At 60.1% G+C, this 18,368-nt stretch carries 15 protein-coding genes; 12 read left to right on the top strand and 3 right to left on the bottom strand.

All coding sequences use genetic code 11. The features are described 5' to 3' along the window. Positions 1-4 precede the first annotated feature (4 nt). The 3 genes from Q1A74_RS06745 (at position 5) to Q1A74_RS06735 (ending at position 4,921) form a co-directional block, all read left to right on the top strand. A complete protein-coding gene (locus Q1A74_RS06745; protein WP_299593978.1) occupies positions 5-1,267 on the top strand; it encodes a glycosyltransferase in 1,263 nt (420 codons plus the stop codon). 55 nt (positions 1,268-1,322) lie between these two features. After that, the gene (locus Q1A74_RS06740; RefSeq protein ID WP_299593976.1) at positions 1,323-2,543 is read left to right on the top strand and encodes an MFS transporter; all 1,221 of its coding nucleotides are present in this window, start codon (positions 1,323-1,325) and stop codon (positions 2,541-2,543) included. Between the two features lie 419 nt (positions 2,544-2,962). Beyond that, the gene (locus Q1A74_RS06735) at positions 2,963-4,921 is read left to right on the top strand and encodes a S8 family peptidase (RefSeq protein ID WP_299593974.1); all 1,959 of its coding nucleotides are present in this window, start codon (positions 2,963-2,965) and stop codon (positions 4,919-4,921) included. Positions 4,922-5,018: 97 nt separating this feature from the next. Here Q1A74_RS06735 and Q1A74_RS06730 read toward each other — a convergent pair whose 3' ends face one another. Beyond that, positions 5,019-6,026, bottom strand: a complete 1,008-nt coding sequence (locus tag Q1A74_RS06730) for an NAD(P)-dependent alcohol dehydrogenase (RefSeq protein WP_299593972.1) — start codon at positions 6,024-6,026, stop codon at positions 5,019-5,021. Between the two features lie 155 nt (positions 6,027-6,181). Here Q1A74_RS06730 and Q1A74_RS06725 point away from each other — a divergent pair, with 155 nt between their 5' ends. The 5 genes from Q1A74_RS06725 (at position 6,182) to Q1A74_RS06705 (ending at position 11,721) form a co-directional block, all read left to right on the top strand. Next, entirely contained in the window at positions 6,182-7,426 is a 1,245-nt protein-coding gene (locus tag Q1A74_RS06725; protein WP_299593970.1) for a sterol desaturase family protein, read from the top strand. Between the two features lie 218 nt (positions 7,427-7,644). Then, positions 7,645-8,265 carry a guanylate kinase gene (gene gmk / locus Q1A74_RS06720; RefSeq protein ID WP_299593968.1) on the top strand — a complete coding sequence of 207 codons (621 nt, stop codon included), beginning with the start codon at positions 7,645-7,647 and terminating at the stop codon, positions 8,263-8,265. A gap of 317 nt (positions 8,266-8,582) precedes the next feature. After that, complete coding sequence (gene rpoZ / locus Q1A74_RS06715) at positions 8,583-8,846, top strand: DNA-directed RNA polymerase subunit omega (protein ID WP_299593966.1); 264 nt, start codon at positions 8,583-8,585, stop codon at positions 8,844-8,846. Positions 8,847-8,903: 57 nt separating this feature from the next. Next, positions 8,904-11,021: a RelA/SpoT family protein gene (locus Q1A74_RS06710; RefSeq protein ID WP_299593964.1), complete on the top strand. Its 2,118-nt coding sequence runs from the start codon at positions 8,904-8,906 to the stop codon at positions 11,019-11,021. 316 nt (positions 11,022-11,337) lie between these two features. Continuing rightward, positions 11,338-11,721, top strand: a complete 384-nt coding sequence (locus Q1A74_RS06705) for a RidA family protein (protein ID WP_299593962.1) — start codon at positions 11,338-11,340, stop codon at positions 11,719-11,721. 58 nt (positions 11,722-11,779) lie between these two features. On the opposite strand, the gene Q1A74_RS06700 is transcribed toward Q1A74_RS06705, so the two are convergent. Further along, on the bottom strand, positions 11,780-12,658 hold the full coding sequence (locus Q1A74_RS06700; RefSeq protein WP_299593960.1) for an NAD-dependent epimerase/dehydratase family protein: 879 nt from the start codon (positions 12,656-12,658) through the stop codon (positions 11,780-11,782). 208 nt (positions 12,659-12,866) lie between these two features. Further along, complete coding sequence (locus Q1A74_RS06695; protein ID WP_299593958.1) at positions 12,867-13,124, bottom strand: GlsB/YeaQ/YmgE family stress response membrane protein; 258 nt, start codon at positions 13,122-13,124, stop codon at positions 12,867-12,869. Between the two features lie 236 nt (positions 13,125-13,360). On the opposite strand from Q1A74_RS06695, the gene Q1A74_RS06690 reads away from it, so the two are divergent. From Q1A74_RS06690 to Q1A74_RS06675, 4 genes are all read left to right on the top strand, one after another. Further along, positions 13,361-14,284 carry a hydrogen peroxide-inducible genes activator gene (locus Q1A74_RS06690; protein ID WP_299593956.1) on the top strand — a complete coding sequence of 308 codons (924 nt, stop codon included), beginning with the start codon at positions 13,361-13,363 and terminating at the stop codon, positions 14,282-14,284. Next, the gene (gene recG / locus Q1A74_RS06685; RefSeq protein WP_299593954.1) at positions 14,281-16,386 is read left to right on the top strand and encodes an ATP-dependent DNA helicase RecG; all 2,106 of its coding nucleotides are present in this window, start codon (positions 14,281-14,283) and stop codon (positions 16,384-16,386) included. Before Q1A74_RS06690 ends, recG begins: the two co-directional genes overlap by 4 nt. Positions 16,387-16,642: 256 nt before the next feature. Beyond that, positions 16,643-17,314, top strand: coding sequence for a hypothetical protein (locus Q1A74_RS06680; protein WP_299593952.1), 672 nt, complete (start codon positions 16,643-16,645; stop codon positions 17,312-17,314). A gap of 337 nt (positions 17,315-17,651) precedes the next feature. Continuing rightward, complete coding sequence (locus Q1A74_RS06675) at positions 17,652-18,326, top strand: hypothetical protein (RefSeq protein WP_299593950.1); 675 nt, start codon at positions 17,652-17,654, stop codon at positions 18,324-18,326. Positions 18,327-18,368: the final 42 nt, after the last annotated feature.

Below are 18,368 nucleotides of genomic sequence, written 5' to 3'. Positions count from 1 at the left end.
CCAGATGTCCCCCGATACGCTTATCAAGAGCCCAACCAAGACCAATACAAAGTGCGCGCTGCTGATTGCCAAGCAGTGGCCCGAACCGGCTTCCACAGCGGCCGGCAGGCGCACGCTCGATATTCTCGACCTGCTGAACGAAGCGGGCTATCAGATTGAAATTGGTAGCCCCGCCCAGCCCACGCCGTTTCAGGCAAGCACCGGTTACGGCGAACACCAGATTGAAGTCAATGAATCCAGCTTTGATGGCTGGGTACGCGCACTGAATCCGACGCTGGTGATTTACGACCGTTTTATGATGGAAGAGCAATTCGGCTGGCGGGTGCGAGAACAGTGTCCGCACGCGATGACGGTTCTGGACACCAGCGATTTTCACAGCCTGCGCGAGGCGCGACATCAGGCGCTAAAATCTGGCCAGCCGGTAAATCTTTTCCACCCCAGTGCCGAGCGCGAAATCGCGGCCATGGCGCGCTGCGACCTCACCATTATGATTTCCCAGGTTGAGGTAGAGCTGCTGAAACAGCACTTCTGCCTGCCGGACTGGCAGCTGCACCATCTGCCATTTCTTGTGCGCGAGATTCCCGACATAAACTCAACACCCAACTTCGCCGAGCGCCAACACCTGGCGATGATCGGGGGCTTCAAGCACGCCCCCAATCGCGATGCGGTTGCCTGGTTCGCGGAAGCAATCTGGCCCAAGCTGCACACACTACTGCCCGGTGTCGAATGCCATGTGTACGGCGCCTATGCCGATCACGCGATGCAGCGTTTTCACAATCCGAAAGTGGGACTGCGTATTATCGGCCGCACCGACGATGCACTGGAGACACTTTCCCGCTATCGACTGAACCTCGCACCGCTGCGTTTTGGCGCTGGGCAGAAAGGCAAGATTCTGGATGGATGGCTGTCCGGCACGCCGACCATCACTACACCCGTTGGCGCAGAATCGATGGCACCAGGCGATACCTGGGGCTACCCGCTGACGGAAGACCCCGATCATTTTGCAGAAATCGTCGCACGCGTTTACCAGAATGAAAACGACTGGAAAATCGTACGCGATGCCGGTGCGCGGGCGCTTGCTTCTGGCTTTTCCCACACACAGCACGCCAGCAAATTTATCGAGCGCCTGGAAAGTATCGCGGCCGACCTGGATAGCCATCGCAACCGAAATATCTGGGGTCGCATCCTCCAGCGTACCGAGCATCGCGCCGAGGAATTTATGAGCCGCTGGATTGAGGCAAAAAATAAGCGGCTGGATGGTGACTGATTTTCACCGCGCGCAAACGCGCCGCATCACAACCTAAAAAACAGTTACCCTTTTCATGCGAATTTTCAGTCCGATCACCATCATCGCTGCTGCACAACTACTCGGCACCTCACTTTGGTTCAGTGCCAACAGTGCGGCGGATGATCTTGCACTTCGCTGGCAGGTTACTGCCACCGATATCGGGTGGCTGACCAACGCGGTACAGGGCGGGTTTATCCTCGGCACTCTGTTGCTCGCCCTCGGTGGCATCGCCGACCGCTATCGTGCGAGCCAAATTTTTATCGTCAGCGCGCTTACCGGTGCATTTTTCAATGCCTGCTTTGCCTGGTTGTCCGACGGATTGAACAGCGCGCTGGTATACCGCTTTCTTGTGGGCATTTGCCTCGCAGGCATTTATCCCATGGGCATGAAACTGGTGGTGAGTTGGGCGCCCGAGCGCGCCGGTGCAGCGCTGGCACAGCTGGTGGCAATGCTGACACTCGGTACCGCACTGCCGCACGGGCTACGGGAAGTGGGCGCCGGGTTGCCGTGGCAATGGATTATCAGTACTTCTTCACTGTTGGCGGTGATCGCGGCGGTACTGATCTATCGACTTGGTGACGGCCCGCACCTTCCGCAACCCGCGCGTAAAAACACCCAAACGCAGCAACGCTCTGTTTTTACCCGACCCGCTGTTCTGCTGGCCTTTCGCATCCCGGAATTTCGCGCGGCTGCGTGGGGATATTTCGGGCATATGTGGGAGCTCTATGCGTTCTGGGCGATGGTGCCGCTACTGGTTTCCAGTACGGCATTGTTCGACGTTTTTCCCGGACTCGGCGTTGCCGGATTATCGTTCGGCATTATCGCCATTGGCGCGGTGGGCTGTCTTGTTGGTGGAATACTGTCACGGAAAATCGGCAGCGCCCGGGTTGCGCTCGGCGCACTGGCGGCATCGGGTAGTTGCGCGCTGGTTTTTGTACTCTTCTGGGATCAGTTGCCCGCGATCTGGCTGGCAGCTTTACTGTTTTTCTGGGGAGCGACGGTTATCGCCGATTCACCGCAATTTTCTGCTCTCTCCGCCACTGCCTGCCCACGGGAGCTGGTGGGCTCAGCACTGGCGATTCAAAATTCCATCGGCTTTGCCATCACCGTGGTTTCGATCGCCGGTATCAGCGCGCTGTTCGAGTTGACCGGGCCCGAATCTGTCTGGCTATTGTTGCCCGGCCCTGTCCTCGGTTTGTTAGGTTTCATCCTCACCATGCGTCGAGCGCCGGTGGTCCTCAAGCAGGAAATTTAATCGCTCACTCCAAAATCAAATTGATGCCAGCCGCCGAGACTTCCATCACACGCAATTCCTAATGGGTTACGATCGTACCAGTTAACAGCTAATTTTGGCGCGAATTCCAAAGAGTTGTCCCGATTTCGCTTTGTGGGCGAAACATTTCTCCTCGTTAAACCAAGACCCGGACAATTAATTCCGCAACAAAATTGCGGTGCTATGCCGGGGCGCCGCCCAGGAATTTTTTTTGCGGTGTTTAGCGACGGCTCTACCCAGCTCCGTCGATAAAAATAATTATGGAGATTTTCGCAACAATGAAATTATCAGCGTTATTCAAAAAACGGCCCGGTACAGCGCTCGGTGCTGCATCACTTGTACTTTGTGCGTCCTTCGGCGCCAGTTTTTCCACTCACGCAGTGGAACCGGAGCTTTCCGCCATGGCGGTGGCAGCCGATGAAGTTGTCACCGACCGCGTGATCGTCAAATATAAAAGTGCGCTCGCTGGCGCCAATTCCATGGCCATGTCACAGACGGCTCTCGACCGTGCCGCGCAGACCGCCGGCCACCGCTTCAAGCATATGCGCCGGCTCGCTACCGGCGCCCAGTTGATGAAACTGGAGAAGCGCGCGAGCAAATCAGAACTGAACGCGATCATCGCGCGCCTGCAACAGGATCCGCAGGTGGAATACGCGGAGCCAGACCGCCTGATGCAGCCCATGGCCACCCCCAATGACAGCAACTACAACCAGCAGTGGCACTATTTTGAGGCCACCGGCGGCCTGAACCTGCCAACCGCCTGGGATATCACCCAGGGTGAAGGGGTTGTGGTGGGTGTGATCGACACCGGCTACCGCCCGCACGCGGACCTGAACGCCAATATCCTTCCCGGCTACGACATGATCTCCGACACTACAGTTGCCCAGGACGGCAACGGGCGCGATTCCGATGCCAGCGATCCTGGCGACTGGTCTCCCGCGGGTGCCTGTGGCGCCGGGCAACCGGCGCGCAGCAGTAGCTGGCACGGCACGCACGTGGCGGGTACCGTTGCCGCGGTGACCAACAACGGCACCGGCGTGGCCGGCGTCGCCTACAAAGCCAAAGTGGTGCCCATCCGCGTACTGGGCCGCTGTGGTGGTTATACCTCGGATATCGCGGACGGCATCATCTGGGGCGCTGGTGGCAATGTAAGTGGCGTGCCGGCCAACGCCAACCCGGCACAGGTACTGAACCTGAGCCTCGGCGGCGGCGGTGGCTGCGACACCACCACCCAGAACGCCATCAATACAGCGCGGAGCCTCGGCGCCACGGTGGTAGTGGCTGCGGGTAACTCCAACGCCAACGCGGGTAATTACAGCCCGGCCAGCTGTTCCGGCGTGATTTCTGTTGCATCCACCAACCGCGCGGGCAGCCGCGCTTACTACTCAAACTACGGCAGCGTGGTGGACGTGGCGGCACCAGGTGGTGAAACCTCGACCAACTCCAACGGCGTACTGTCTACCCTGAACAGCGGCAGCCAGGGCCCGGGCAGTGACAATTACGCCTTCTACCAGGGCACCAGCATGGCGGCACCGCACGTCGCGGGCGCGGCGGCGCTGCTGTATGCCGTGGACAGCGGCATTACCCCGACCGAAGTGGAATCCATCCTGAAAAACACCGCGCGTAGCTTCCCCGGTTCCTGCAGCCAGTGCGGCACCGGTATCGTCGATGCGGCGGCTGCAGTCAATGCAGCCAATGGCGGCGGCAACCCGGATCCGGAGCCCGGTGACGGCGAGCTCACGAATGGCGTTGCGGAAACCGGCCTGTCAGCAAGCACCGGCGGGGAACTGCTCTACACCCTGGAAGTGCCGGCAGGTGCCTCCAACCTGAGCTTCCAGATGTCCGGTGGCAGCGGCGATGCCGACCTGTATGTACGCTACGGTAGCCAGCCGACCACCTCTGCTTACGACTGCCGCCCGTACCTGAACGGCAACAGCGAAACCTGCACCATCAGCAATGTGCAGGCAGGCACCTACTATGTGATGGTACGCGCCTACAGCAGCTTCTCCGGTGTGAGTCTGACCGGTAGTTTTGATGAAGGCGGTAGTGGTGGCGGCGCCACCGGCTGGACCGAAACCAATGTTTCCGGCAGTGCCGGTGGCTGGCAGCACTTCACCCTGGACGTCAATAGCGGCATGGCGTCACTGGAAGTGGTGATGTCTGGCGGCAGCGGTGATGGCGACCTTTACGTACGCTACGGGTCCCAGCCCACCACCAGCAACTACGAGTGCCGCCCCTATCGCTGGGGTAACAACGAGAGCTGCAGCATCAGCAGCCCTCAGGCGGGCACTTGGTATATCAGCATCCGCGGATACAACGCCTATTCCGGCGTCACCCTGGAGGCAGAAGCGGCCCCTTAACACACAGCGCTTCACCCTCTCTTTGTTTTGAACAAACAAAGTAAAGAGACACCCCCACCTTGATTGGCCGGCTTTTGCCGGCCTTTTTTGTGGCCACTTATTTACCCGCTTCCAGCACAATCCGGTAGCGGGCCTGGCCGCTTTCCAGATGTGCAATGGCCTCATTGACCTTGCTCATCGGGAACGGCTCGACCTTGGGCGCAATACCGTGACGCGCGGCGAATGCCAGCATGTCGGCGATGGTGGCCGGGCTGCCTACTGGTGAGCCGGATACCTGGCGTTGCGACATCAACAGGTTGAATACGTTGAGGTCCAGCGGCGCGGTGGTAGCGCCAACGAAGTGCAATCGACCGCGCGGTTTGAGGGTGGTGAGGTAGGTATTCCAATCCAGCTTGACGTTGACCGTGGAGAGGATCAGATCGAACTGGCCAGCAGCGGCTTTCAGCGCTTCCGGGTCGCGACTGCTCAGGGTGTGGTGGGCACCGAATGCTTGTGCCTCGTCCCGCTTGTTGTCGCTGGAGGTAAAGGCGGTTACATCACAGCCCCAGGCATTCAGGAATTGCAGCGCCAGATGACCGAGGCCACCAATGCCGATCACCGCGACACGGCTGTTGGGCTTGATATCAAACTGCACCAACGGGTTGTACACGGTGATACCGGCACAGAACAACGGACCAACCACCGCGGGATCCAGGCCATCCGGGATGGCAACCACACTGGCGGCACTGGCACGCACCTTATCGGCAAATCCGCCGTGGTGGCCGATGATGGTCGGCTGGGCTTGGGCGCACAGGTTCTGATTGCCGGTATCGCATTCACCGCAGTGGCCGCAGTAACCGGCGTGCCAGCCGAGACCCACCAGCTGCCCCGCGCTCAAGTGCGTGACGCCGGCCCCCAGCGCTACGACGCGCCCCACCACTTCGTGCCCCGGCACCAGCGGGTAGGCACTCATACCCCACTCGTTGTTCACCACGCTCAGGTCGCTGTGGCACAGGCCACAGTAGTCCACTGCGATTTCTACCTGGCCGGGGTTGAGAGCGCCCGGGTCATAGCGAAAGGGTTTGAGCTCCGCACCGGCGGATTCGGCTGCATAGGCGTTGATCATGGGGAGTTTCCTGTCTATTTCAGAAAAAGTCTCACGGATTTCGGAATCCGGTCTTTCAGGACATTGTGCACGTCGCGGCCTGTGGCAACATTATCCGCGAGGTCAGAACTACGATTAAGAACAACCATAACAATAGCGACAATGCCGAGGTACCTGTGGGACTCATCACCGCTGCCATTCCGTTTTTTCTTCTCGCCGTGTTGATTGAGCTGGTGCTCGACCGCTGGCGTGGCTGGGGTCTATACCGGCTGAATGACGCCATCGGCAGCCTCGGCGCCGGCATCCTGAGCCGTATTCTCGGGCTGGTGAAAGTCGGTATCCTGATGCTGCTGTATATCCCACTGTATCAGTGGCTGGAACCGACTTATCAGAGCCTCGGTATTCAGTGGTCGCTGGAGAACCCCTGGCACCTGGTGCTGGCGGTACTCGCGTACGATTTCTGCTACTACTGGAAGCACCGCATCAACCATGAGATCAACATCTTCTGGGCGGAACATGTGGTGCACCACCAGAGCGAGGACTACAACCTCACCACCGCGTTGCGCCAGTCCAGCGATCTCCTGCCCCTGGGGTGGATGTTCTACCTGCCGCTGCTGCTGATCGGCATGCCTCCGGAAGTGCTGATCACCGCTGGCGCCATCGACCTGATCTATCAGTTCTGGGTCCACACGCAGAAATTCCCCAAAGTCCGCTGGATGGAGTGGATTCTCGTCACCCCCTCCAACCACCGGGTGCACCACGCCCAGAACAAGGTGTATGTAGACCGTAACTACGGCGGTGTGCTGATTGTGTGGGATCGGCTGTTCGGCACCTATCAGGAAGAACTCGCGGAAGAGCCGTGCATCTATGGTGTGCGCAAACCCCTCAACACCTTCGACCCCCTGGCCGCCAACCTGCAGCATTTCAGGCGTATGTGGCTGGACGCGGTACATACAAAAAGCTGGAAGGAAAAGCTCACCCTGTGGTTCCGCGCCACCGGCTACCGCCCGGCAGATGCGGAAGCCGCGATGCCGGTAGCCAGCGGTGACCTGGACAACTTCCAGCGCTTCGACCCGCAGATCAGCCGCGGCCTGCGCTGGTACGCGCTGGCCCAACATGTGATCTTCTCCGGCGCCGCTCTGCTACTGCTTGGCAGCGCCGGCGACCTTTCCTACGGTGTTCTCGCCGCGCTCGTGCTGATGCTGGTGCTCGGCCTGGTGGTCAATGGCCGCATCCTCGACGGCGAGGCACGCAGCCGACAGTGGGAGCTGATGCGACTGGCACTGCTCGCCGCAACCCTGCCCATTCTGCCCGCCGCTACCTGGCTCCCGATCATCGGCTACTGCCTGGCGAGCGGAACTGCCTGGTGGGTGTTGGTTTTTCCCAATAAAGACGATACAGTCACTCCCGTTCGCAATTAGCAACTGGAATCCGTGGTAGCCAGCGCCTTCCCCAAGACGCAGTGGTTGAGATTCCGCAGGCACTCCCGGCCGGCTTCAGTCCGCCCACTTCCCCGAAGTAGGCGGACCGGAAAAGCCCAACACTTTGCCCCCAGCACCGGTCGGGGGACTGCCTGTCTTCCTTTCGTTATAATCCCCGCCCATCACTTTCACTCACCAACACAGCAGCAGGGTTCGCCGTGTCCACAGGTACTCTCTATACGGTCTCCGCGCCCTCCGGCGCCGGCAAAACCAGTCTCGTCAAAGCGCTGATCGAGGCCGACACCCAGGTCACCGTATCCGTGTCCCATACCACCCGGCCCATGCGCCCCGGTGAGACCGAGGGTATCAACTATCATTTCGTGAGCCGCGACGAGTTCGTGGCGATGCTGGGTGAGAGTGCTTTTCTGGAGCACGCAAAGGTATTCGACAATTTCTACGGCACTTCAAGAGCCTGGGTTGAAGAGACCCTGGCCAGCGGCCGCGATGTGATTCTGGAAATTGACTGGCAGGGCGCGGCACAGGTGCGCAAACTGATGCCAAAGACAGTGGGAATTTTTATTCTGCCGCCATCGCAACAGGCGCTTTTGGAACGCCTGACCGGGCGCGGCCAGGACGACCAGGCGGTAATCGACAAACGCATGGCGCAGGCGATCGATGAAATGTCTCACTATGTGGAGACCGATTACCTGGTTATCAACGACGATTTCACCACCGCGCTGAGTGAGCTGCGCGCCATCATGGTGGCAGAGCGACAGCGGTTGGGACGGCAGCAGGAACAGCACGCCGGTCTTTTGCAGTCGCTACTCCGCAGCCAGTAAAACACTCCGGACCGCGGGCAAAGGCGCCGCTACCGAGTACAGCTTGCTGAGACCTTCAAAAACAGGATGTTTTTGCAGAGCCCCCAGGGATGGGGTCACGGCGTGTCTCAGCAAGCTGTACCCGGTAGCGGCGCCGCCACGAAGCCAGCAGACCGTGAGCCCCAAAACTAAATTGAACCTATACACACTGTTCGATTTGCGTACACCGCGCGGTCCGGTAGAATAGATGACCCCGTCCGTGTCGGTGCTGACCGACCAGACAACAGAATTCGTCAATTTTGCCCACCCGGGTGAACTTACACTGGAACAGAAGATTTATGGCACGTATTACCGTTGAAGATTGCCTCGACCACGTAGACAACCGCTTTGAGCTGGTTATCGTTGGCAGCAAGCGCGCACGCCAGATCGCCACCGGCGGCCGCGACCCCCATGTGCCGGAAGAAAACGACAAGCCCACCGTAATCGCCCTGCGCGAAATCGAAGAGGGCTTCGTTGACGCCAGCATCCTCGACGAGCCGGAAGAAGAGCCGATTCAGCACGCCGCACCGGCGCCTGTATTCCTGTCCGAACAGGATATGTAAGCCCGATTTGATCGATCGATGCAGGAATTGCTGGAAATTTAAGAGGCGAGCGCGGCTTTGCACACCATAGACAGTCTGGCCCATCGCCTCTCGTCCTACCTTCCCCCCGACCAGATCCAGTTCATCCGCCGTGCCTACTTCTACGCGGAGCAGGCCCACGAGGGCCAGAAACGGCGCTCCGGTGAACCCTATATTACCCATCCCCTCGCGGTCGCCACGGTGCTGGCCGGTATGCACATGGACGCCCAGAGCCTGGCCGCGGCCATGCTGCACGATGTCATTGAAGACACGGGCATCCCCAAGGCGGCATTGTCGGAACAGTTCGGTAGCGAGATCGCCGATCTGGTGGATGGCGTCTCCAAGCTGACCCAGTTTGAGACCGACAGCCCCGCGGAAAAACAAGCGGAAAACTTCCAGAAAATGGCCCTGGCCATGGCGCGCGATATCCGCGTGATTCTGGTGAAGCTCGCCGACCGCCTGCACAACATGCGCACCCTGGGTTCCCTGAAGCCGGAAAAGCGCGCGCGCATCGCCCGCGAAACCCTCGAGATCTACGCACCCATCGCCAACCGCCTAGGTATGAACGATGTGCGGATCGAGTTCGAAGACCGCGCCTTCTTCGCCATCTACCCTTTGCGTGCCAGCCGTTTGCGCGCGGCGCTGGTCGCCGCCCGCGGCAACCGCAAGGAGCTGCTGGAGAAAATTCAGAACGCCATCGAGCTGCGCCTGGATCGGGAGAATATCGACGCGCTGGTAATTGGCCGCGAGAAACACCTGTTCAGCATCTACCAGAAGATGCGCTCGAAGAAGAAGTCGTTCAAGGAAATCATGGACGTCTACGCCTTCCGCATCATCGTCGATAGCGTGGACACCTGTTACCGCACCTTCGGAGTTATCCACAACCTCTACAAGCCGGTAATCAGCGAGTTCAAAGACTATATCGCCATCCCCAAATCCAATGGTTACCAGTCCCTGCACACCGTACTGCTCGGTATGCACGGGGTACCCATCGAAGTGCAGATCCGCACCAAGGAAATGGACGAGATGGCCAACAGCGGTATTGCCGCCCACTGGCTGTATAAATCCTCCGGCGACGAGGTGCTCAACACCGGGGGTACCAGCCAGGTGCGCGCGCGCCGCTGGGTGCAGGGCCTGCTGGAAATGCAGCAGCGCGCCGGCGACTCGCTGGAATTTATCGAAAACGTAAAGATCGATCTGTTCCCGGACGAGGTGTATGTGTTCACCCCCAAGGGCAAGATCATCGACCTGCCCGCCGGTGCCACTGCGGTGGACTTCGCCTACTCGGTACACACCGATGTGGGCAATTCCTGCGTGGCCGTGCGCATCAACCAGCGCCTGGCGCCGCTGTCGCAACCGCTGGAAAGCGGACAGAAGGTGGAAATCCTCACCAGCAAGAATGTGCAGCCGAACCCCAACTGGCTCAACTTCGTGGTCACCGCAAAAGCGCGCAGCGCCATCCGCCACTACCTCAAACACCAGCGCCATCACGATTCCATCGAGCTGGGACAGCGGTTGCTGGAAAAAGCACTGAGCAAGTTCCACCTGAAGGTTTCGGACCTGGAGGAGGAGCAGATTCAGCGCGGCGTGAGAGAAGCCAAGTGCGAGAGCTTTGACAACCTGCTGGAAGAGATCGGCCTGGGCAATCGCGCCGCCTTCTCTGCGGCCAAACTGCTGGTGCCACCGGGCACCATGGAAACCGAAGCCAGCAATATTTCTTCGCCGCTGACCATTGATGCCCAGGAGGGCATGATGATCAGTTTCGCGCGCTGCTGCCGGCCGATTCCGGGCGATACCATCATGGGCCACATCAGCTCGGGCAAGGGCGTGGTGGTGCACCGGGATACCTGCCGCAACGCGGCAGAGCTGCGCGAACACCCGGAAAACATCATGGCGGTAGCCTGGTCACCGGATGTGAAGGGTGATTTCCTCGGCGATGTGCGGGTAGAAGTGGAATCCGAACGGGGCATCATCGCCCGCCTGGCCACACGCATTACGGAAGAGGGCGCGAGCATCGAGCAGATCCATGTGGATGAAAAAGATGCCCAGCACAGTGTGATCGCACTGACTCTGGAAGTGACCAACCGCGTGCACCTGGCGCAGGTAATGAAGCGCCTGCGGAATCTGCCGGCAGTGATCAAGATCGCTCGCCCGTGAATTTTTTAGGCTTCGAATGGGTTGGCCCAGTGGCAGTGCCCACCCGTCAAACAACCTAACCGGCAATCGTTTGTCGGATGGGCCCCGCCACTGCGCCTCAGGGGTAGCGTCAGGCTTGTCGCTATTGGCGGATATTTCTTGCGGGTAGGCCGTGATAACCGGTGGGGTTTTGCGTGAATCTTCCTGGAATGTGGACAGGTTCCGCATATCGACAGACCGCCTCTGGCATTGCTCCCCAAACCCGAAAAACCGCGCTATATTCTCCCGCTTTCTTTTTCAGCAAGCAGGCCTTGTCAGGCCGGGAGAGAAGTAACCCATGCCCAATCGCGCCGTGATAAAAACCGATAAGGCACCGGCCGCAATCGGCAGCTACTCGCAAGCCGTCAAAGTGGACCACACCATTTACCTGTCCGGCCAGATTCCACTGGTACCGGAAACCATGGAGCTGGTGTCTGACGATTTCCGCGAGCAGGCGGTTCAGGTATTCAAGAACCTCAAGGCCGTGTGCGAGGCTGCAAATGGTTCCCTGGACGATCTCGTCAAACTGAATCTGTATCTCACCGACCTCAGCAACTTTGCCACCGTCAATGAAGTGATGGAGGAGATGTTCACCAAGCCATTTCCGGCGCGCGCAGCGGTGGGCGTGAGCGAGCTGCCCAAGGGTGCGCAGTTTGAAGCGGAAGGGATACTGGTAATCTGAACCAGCGGAACGGAAGAGAAATAGCGCCGCTTCGGGTGAGCGGCGCGGATTCGGAAATTCAGTCGTTTTCCAGCAAGGTGTTGTAGCCCGCACGGTAGTCCGGATACAACATCGTATAGCCGCTATCCAGCATGCGTTTATTGCTCATTTTCTTGGAGCGGCGCTCACTGGTGGCCACTTCCTCACGCAGGTGCGCGCTGGTGTAACCCATGGATTTTGCCAGCCAGCTCTGCAGCTCGTACATGGGGACCGGCGTACAGTCGGCGCCAATATACAACTTCTCCAACGGCATGCCTTTTTTCTGGCCCTCGATCAGATGCGCGAGAAACCCCACGGCGTCGTCGACATGAATCCGGTTGCTGAACTGCGGCGGTGACGGCGGTGCACAGCGGCCGGCGCGCACCTGCGACAGCAGGCGGTCTCGTCCGGGGCCGTAGATACCGGCAAAGCGCACCACACAGGATTCAGTAACCGTAGACTGGGCCACCTTTTCTGCAGCGAGCAGCGCTTCGCCCTGATAACTGCCGGGCAGCGGTTGCGAGCGCTCATCCAGCCACTGGTCGCCACTCTGGCCGTAGACGCGGGTGGAAGAGATCCACAGGAACAGGCGGGGAGGCGTTTCCATGGCGGCGATAGAATCGCGCATGGCGTTGGCGGTTTCCACGTAGGCGCGGTGGTAGGCCTGGGGCGTGCTCGCACCCGGCGTGAAGGTGGCGATGACAATATCTGCACCCTGGTTCAGGTGCCGCTGGATATCCTCCGGCTTGGTGGCGTCGCCGCGGCGCCAGTTGACCACGTCGGCGCGGCGCTTGCGCGCGAGTGCCTGCAGCGGATTTCGCCGCACACCGAATACGTCGTACGCCTTGCGATCCAGCTTCAATGCCAGACGAGTCCCCAGATCACCACAACCGAAGATCCAGACTTTTTCCTTTGCCATAACCGCTCGTATAAACCCCCGGGTACCGAAAACCGGCCCCACAATACACGATGCCGCAGCAGAAGCTGCATCGCGTCCGAATAGTTTTTATGAACTACTGCGAATAATCAGTCAGCAACAGTCTTTATAACCTGTTTACCAACCACAATCTGTGAACAGGGCCCGCAGTAAACTGCGGGCCCTGGCGTCAAAAGTGCCGTGTGCGGAGTCAACCGCGCGATTTCACCATACGGTAAATAAACAGCAGCACGATCGCGCCGATCACCGCGGTAACGATGTCGCCCAGCGAAAAACCGGAAACCGGGCCGCCGATCCCGACCAGGGACCCCAGCCAGCCACCAATGAATGCACCGACGATACCGATGACCATGGTCACAATCCAGCCACCGGGATCGGGGCCGGGCATTATCCATTTGGCCAGTGCGCCTGCGATCAGACCCAAAATAATCCAAGACAAGATACCCATAGAGCGTTTCTCCGCTTTGTGTGATTTGAACACTTGCCCTTACACGTATAGCAAAAAAAGCGCCACGCCACCGGTTTCGATCACATGGTAATAGCAAATATTACTAACTGTGACCCTTATTAATAGCATTTTTTTCTAGATTGAGACATTTACACAAGGCCCCGGCAGTTTTACTGGCCGCCCGGGGGTGTTTATGAATAAACTCTATCGCCAAGTTTTCTCTGATTGCGTTTGCCATGACTCTGAACGAATTGCGCTACATCGTCACCCTGGCTCAGGAACAGCATTTCGGCCGCGCCGCCGAGCGCTGCTTTGTAAGCCAGCCGACACTGTCCATCGCGGTTAAAAAGCTCGAAAAAGAGCTGGGTGTGGCGCTGTTCGAGCGCTCCAAGACACGGGTGCAGGCCACGCCGCTGGGTGAGCGCATCGTCGCCCAGGCGCAACTGGTGCTGGAACAGTCCGCAGCCATCAAAGACATTGCCAGTGCGGGTAAAGACCAGCTGAGCAGCCCGCTGTCGGTTGGGGCGATCTTCACCATCGGCCCCTACCTGTTCCCGCATTTCATTCCTCAGCTGCAGCAGCGCGCCCCACAGATGCCCCTGTTCGTGGAAGAGGGTTATACCTCCACGCTGCGCGCGCGGCTGCGCAAGGGTGAGCTGGATGCGGTGATCATCGCACTGCCGTTTACCGAGCCGGACGTGGTCACCCAACCCCTGTACGACGAGCCATTTGTGGTGCTGATGCCCTCCGATCACCCGCTGGCCGAGTTCGACGCGCTGACCCCGGACCAGCTGTGCGAAGACAACGTCCTGCTGCTGGGCGAAGGCCACTGCTTCCGCGACCAGGTGCTGGAAGCCTGCCCGCAGCTGCAGCACTCCATCGAAAAAGAGTCCGGCAGCGGCCATATCCGCACCGCTGCCGACGGCAGCTCGCTGGAAACCCTGCGCCATATGGTGGCCTCGCGCCTGGGCATTACCGTGCTGCCGCTGTCCGCGGCGGCCGCGTCCCAGTACGCCAGTGGCGTGCTGGTTACCCGCCCGTTTGTGGCGCCGGCGCCCCAGCGCACCGTGGCCCTGGCCTGGCGGGCCAGCTTTCCCCGACACCGCGCCATCGATATGCTGCGCGACGCCATTAACCAGTGCCAATTACCGAGTCCGTGAACCAGACGCTCAACCCCTCTCAGAAACCACTCGCGGAAATCCCCGTTACGGCCCTCAAAGGTGTGGGCGCAAAACTGGCGGAAACCCTCGCCAAACTGAACATCAGCTCCCTGCAGGACCTGATGTTCCACCTGCCCGCACGCTACCAGGATCGCACCCGGGTGATCCCACTGGCGGGACTGCGACCGGGGATGGACGCAGTGATCGAGGGCGAAGTACGCGCCGCCGACGTCACCTTTGGCCGCCGCCGCAGCCTCGCGGTGCGCCTGCAGGACACCACCGGCAGCATCACCCTGCGCTTCTTCCACTTCACCGCTGCGCAAAAAAACCGCCTGGCCCCTGGCACGCGGGTACGCTGCTACGGCGAGGCCCGCCGCGGCAGCGCTGGAATAGAACTTTATCACCCGGAAACCGAAATTCTGGGGGAAGATATTTCTCCGACCGCGGAAACGCTCACCCCGATTTACCCATTGACCGAAGGGCTCGGCCAGGGCCGGTTGCGCGCGCTGATCGGCCAGGGGCTGGACTGGCTGGCAGATGACAATGTCACCGAGCTGCTGCCCAGCAACCTGATGCCACAGGCGCTGCAAATGCCACTGGCCGGCGCCCTCATGTACCTGCATCGCCCGCCGGCGGACGCGGACCTGTCGCAATTGGCCGAGGGCCAGCATCCCGCACAGCAACGCCTCGCTCTCGAGGAGCTGCTGGCCCACCACCTGAGCCTGCTGGAATTGCGGCGCAGCGCGTCCAAAGTCGCCGCGCCGCCACTATCGATAAACACCGCTCTGGAGCGGGACTTTCTCGCCCGCCTGCCGTTTACCCCCACCAATGCGCAACAGCGGGTGGGGCGGGAAATCGCCGATGATCTTGCCGCCACGGCACCCATGATGCGCCTGTTGCAGGGGGATGTGGGCGCGGGCAAAACCCTGGTGGCCGCGCGCGCCGCGCTGCAGGCCATCGGTGCCGGTTATCAGTGCGCAGTGATGGCACCCACCGAGATCCTCGCCGAGCAACACCGCATCAATTTCCGTGGCTGGCTGGAGCCTCTGGGCATCACCGTCGCGTGGCTCACCGGCAGCATGAAGGCAGCGGAAAGACGAGCGCAGCTGGCGGCCATCGAACATGGCGACGGGCAGCTGATCGTGGGCACCCATGCCCTGTTTCAGGAGGGAGTGGCGTTCCACCGTCTGGCGCTGGTGATCATCGACGAGCAGCACCGCTTCGGCGTAGCCCAGCGGCTGCAATTGCGAGAAAAGGGTGCGTTGGAAGGCGAGGTCCGAACCCAGCCCCACCAGCTGATCATGACCGCCACCCCGATTCCGCGCACCCTTGCCATGTCCGCCTTCGCCGATCTGGACTGCTCGGTGATCGACGAACTGCCCCCAGGCCGCCAGCCCATCAACACCGTTGCCGTATCCGACGAGCGCCGCTACGACGTGATGGAACGGGTACAAACGGCGGTCAAGGACGGGCGCCAGGCCTACTGGGTCTGCACCCTGATCGAAGAGTCGGAAACACTGCAGGCCCAGGCAGCAGAGTCCACCGCTGAAGAACTGGCCGACACCCTCGACGGCGTGCGCGTGGCACTGGTGCACGGGCGCATGAAACCGGACGCCAAGGACCTGGTGATGAAGGCATTCAAAGCCGGCGAAGTGGACCTGCTGGTCGCCACCACCGTAATCGAGGTGGGAGTCGACGTCCCCAACGCCAGCCTGATGATCATCGAAAACCCCGAGCGCCTGGGCCTCGCCCAGCTGCATCAGTTAAGAGGGCGCGTGGGCCGGGGCAGCATTGCCAGCCATTGTGTGCTGATGTACAGCACGCCGCTGTCTGCCAATGGCCGCGCGCGGCTGCAGGCACTGCGCAGCCATGCGGACGGCTTCGCTATCGCCGAGGAAGACCTGCGCCTGCGCGGCCCGGGAGAAATTCTCGGCACCCGCCAGACCGGCGAAATACAGCACCGCATCGCCGACCTGCAGCGCGACGCCCACCTGCTGCCACAGGTCCAGAAAATCGCCGCTGCGCCACAGCTGAGCCCGGACATCCGCGGCGCGCTGATCCGCCGCTGGCTGCACAACAAGCCCCGCTTCGCCGAAGCCTGACGCACCCTTGCGGCAGATGTATCGCTAGAAATGTGAATTGCTGCGCGCTTTGCACCGGACACGGTTATTGTAGGGACCAATTAGTCACTTGCGGTCACCAATAATTTTGCACTCCTACGCCAGTGATGGCAGCCTCCCCTGAAGGGCCAATGCCGCCCACAATCTGCAGGCTACGCCTGCTACCCGGGCTCACCGTCCGCGGCTGGCGGGACCCTGCCCAGCGCAACATCAGCACACATTTCACCGGATGATTTCCTTGAACACATTTCTCAAACGCTCTGCTGCCCTGGTCGCCCTGTTGCTCGCAACACCGGGCTGGGCTCAGGGACTGTTTGGCGGCAGCGACACACCGCCGCCCAACATCAAGCTCGCCTACACAGAGGTAGCAGCGGAGATCCCCACCCCGTTGCAGGGCAACGACTTTGACGCGCTGCTGGCACAGGCCACTTCAGGAAAAGGGTTGAGCGCCACACGGAATAAAGCGATCGAGGCATTTAGCGAACAGCTACGCAGCAAACTCGACGCCGCTCTCAAAGCTTTTTTCGCCGATGAAGAAATCCCCCTGATCAGCGACAGCCGCGCACTGACCCTGCACAACAGCATCGACATCTCGATCGCCAAACAACTGAGTGGACTGAAGAACAGCGGCAACTACGAAGTGGAACGCGGTAACCTGAGCGCCACTGGCGACTACCACTTCCGTCTCGATGCGCCAAATGGGGAAGTACTGAAAGAAAAACGCCTGGACATCGCCGACCTGCGCCTGAAAGGCAAATACCAGATCAAGACCCCGCTGGGCAGCGAAGCCGCGGAAGACAACACCGACGAGCAATTACAGAAAATGCTCGACACCCTGGTCGAACGCATCGTCGACCGTATTGAAGACGACCTGGAGGCCGACAGCCTGCGGGAGCTAACCGGGGGCTAAGCCCACGCGCTCCCGCTCTCTTCGCCCCGGTGGCGGCTCCGCCAGCCGCCCTCCAGGCTCCACCCCCGCAGCCTCCCATCCCCCGCACAGGTTCACCCGCACAGATCCCCCAGCAATCACTCGGCCAGCACCCACCCTGGGGCTAACGCAATAAAACCACCCTCGCCGAGATCAAATTCACAAAAAAGACTGCTACTGACGCGCAGGTCACGGAAATTTTTTGCTCTCTGTGCCGATAAGTGGCAGCCTGTCACAGTTATCACATAAATACAGAGCGAAATCATTCGCCGTCGAACGACACATATCCCGGTATAAAAAAGAAAACAGGGAACGATGCATGAGAACATCAAAATTTCGCCGACTGGCTCTCGCCGGCCTGCTCGGGATCGGCCTGTCCACGCAGGCAGCAGCCCAACTGTGGGGTGGTGACGAGCACACACCGAGCCTCGTGGTCGCCCCCACCAGCATCCAGATTGACGTCCCCATGCCGGTTTCCAGCGGCAACCTGCAACTGATGCTCGCCCAGGCCACCACTGGTGGCGGTCTCGCTGAGCTCAAACAGCAGGCCGTGCGCAACTACACCCAGCACCTGCACAGCGAGCTGGCGCGGGAACTCTACGAGTATCTCGACGACGAAGAAATACCGCTGGTGGAGCAGGATGGCGTACTGAACCTGCACAACACCCTCGAGCTCAAGGTGATCAAACACCTGAATACGATGAAGCCAAAAGACGATTACGATCTCGAACGGGGCAACGTGGCCCTGAGCGGAGAGTTTCGCTACACCCTGAAAAACCGCAGCGGCACCGCGCTGCGCGAACAGCGCATCAATATTGATGACCTGAAAATTCAGGAACAGTATCTGGTTCGTAGTTATTACGACGGTCGCAGCGGCGATGACGACACCGAAGAAGCCATCAAGAAAGCACTCAGCGAATTGGTGGAAGAGCTGGTGGAATCCATGGAAGACAATCTCGAGGCCGATCAGCTGCGAGACATGGCTTCACTCTAGAATCCCACTGGCCACCCGCACAACCGAGCAAAAAAAGGGGCG

The sequence above is a fragment of the uncultured Microbulbifer sp. genome, from assembly GCF_947504145.1.
Classification (GTDB): Bacteria; Pseudomonadota; Gammaproteobacteria; order Pseudomonadales; family Cellvibrionaceae; genus Microbulbifer.
This window is presented reverse-complemented; position numbering and strand designations above follow the sequence as displayed.

Coding starts and splice junctions, on each gene's coding strand:
- Q1A74_RS06695 (WP_299593958.1), bottom strand. CDS start 13,124: ATGGGTATCTTGTCTTGGATTATTTTGGGTCTGATCGCAGGCGCACTG.
- Q1A74_RS06700 (WP_299593960.1), bottom strand. CDS start 12,658: ATGGCAAAGGAAAAAGTCTGGATCTTCGGTTGTGGTGATCTGGGGACT.
- Q1A74_RS06675 (WP_299593950.1), top strand. CDS start 17,652: ATGAGAACATCAAAATTTCGCCGACTGGCTCTCGCCGGCCTGCTCGGG.
- rpoZ (WP_299593966.1), top strand. CDS start 8,583: ATGGCACGTATTACCGTTGAAGATTGCCTCGACCACGTAGACAACCGC.
- Q1A74_RS06745 (WP_299593978.1), top strand. CDS start 5: ATGTCCCCCGATACGCTTATCAAGAGCCCAACCAAGACCAATACAAAG.
- Q1A74_RS06735 (WP_299593974.1), top strand. CDS start 2,963: ATGGCGGTGGCAGCCGATGAAGTTGTCACCGACCGCGTGATCGTCAAA.
- Q1A74_RS06730 (WP_299593972.1), bottom strand. CDS start 6,026: ATGATCAACGCCTATGCAGCCGAATCCGCCGGTGCGGAGCTCAAACCC.
- Q1A74_RS06705 (WP_299593962.1), top strand. CDS start 11,338: ATGCCCAATCGCGCCGTGATAAAAACCGATAAGGCACCGGCCGCAATC.
- Q1A74_RS06740 (WP_299593976.1), top strand. CDS start 1,323: ATGCGAATTTTCAGTCCGATCACCATCATCGCTGCTGCACAACTACTC.
- Q1A74_RS06690 (WP_299593956.1), top strand. CDS start 13,361: ATGACTCTGAACGAATTGCGCTACATCGTCACCCTGGCTCAGGAACAG.